Origin of the sequence: Burkholderia sp. BDU5, from assembly GCF_001522845.1 — a bacterium.
GTDB classification, from domain to species: Bacteria; Pseudomonadota; Gammaproteobacteria; order Burkholderiales; family Burkholderiaceae; genus Burkholderia; species Burkholderia mayonis.
In genome coordinates, this window is the sequence record NZ_LOWC01000024.1 from 1 (window position 1) to 900 (window position 900).

Sequence of the window (900 nt, forward strand, 5' to 3'; positions counted from 1 at the left end):
ACGCCGGCTTGCCGCCCCCGCCAACATGCGGACATTTCATTTGCTACAAAACCGGACATTTCTATTTGTCCGCGACACTCGACAGCGAGGCCGTTCGGCAGTCCAGTCGGCACCCCGCCTGACAGGCACATTTGTGCTTAGACAGACGACTCACCGCAGCGACTCGCACATTGTCGCAGCCACGCAAGGCACGTTCATTGGTGGCCTACGGTCTGCCATCTGTCATGGTCGATCACAGTCTGATAGCGCACATTGCACGACAACCAAGTGGTCAGCTTAGGCCTAACGGCGGTATTCTGTCGACGCAAGAAATCGGCATACCTCTCTGTACAGCTACCCGTGAGCGGGGTAAGAAACTCAGCGTAAAACCCGTTTTCATCGCCGTCCAGGTTGTAGCGCATCGCCGGCGGCCTGAACCCGCCAGCAAGGTTTGGTTGTTCAGTGAAGCCAGCCCCTTCCAATGCCGTCTTGATATTGCCTTCTATGAGTTCGCGCTTGTCGTAGGCCACATCCGCGTCCTGTGTGAAGATCGGCTTATGGTCCGCCGTGTAAGCACGCGGCTCGTACCCGTACAACCGGAATGCCCATCCGCCGACAAAGACGATGTGCTGGCGCCACGGCTCCAGGGTTAACGCAAGTCTGCTGAATTCCGCGAAGCTGCTCATACTTTCTCTCCTACTACTTTTGCCAGAACGCCGTGCTCGAGCTCGGCGGCCTGCTCGGCACCGCGCGTCGGGTCGGCGGAAACGTCAAGCCATGTCTGGATGATATCGGTCACCCAGACTCCATCACACATGACGCGCCCGCGAAGCAGCGATTGAGGGTAAGCGATCGATTGACCACGCCCTTGCGCTGTGACGCGAATTAGGCCGTCGTGTCGACGTTGCGCTGGGCCAGCTT

At 58.4% G+C, this 900-nt stretch carries 2 pseudogenes; both read right to left on the reverse strand.

Annotated elements, in window-relative coordinates:
• Positions 1-320: 320 nt before the first annotated feature.
• A pseudogene (locus tag WS69_RS04400) lies at positions 321-665 on the reverse strand (GSU2403 family nucleotidyltransferase fold protein); the annotation flags it as partial.
• Positions 662-900: pseudogene (locus WS69_RS32930) on the reverse strand (hypothetical protein); the annotation flags it as partial. The pseudogenes WS69_RS04400 and WS69_RS32930, both read right to left, overlap by 4 nt.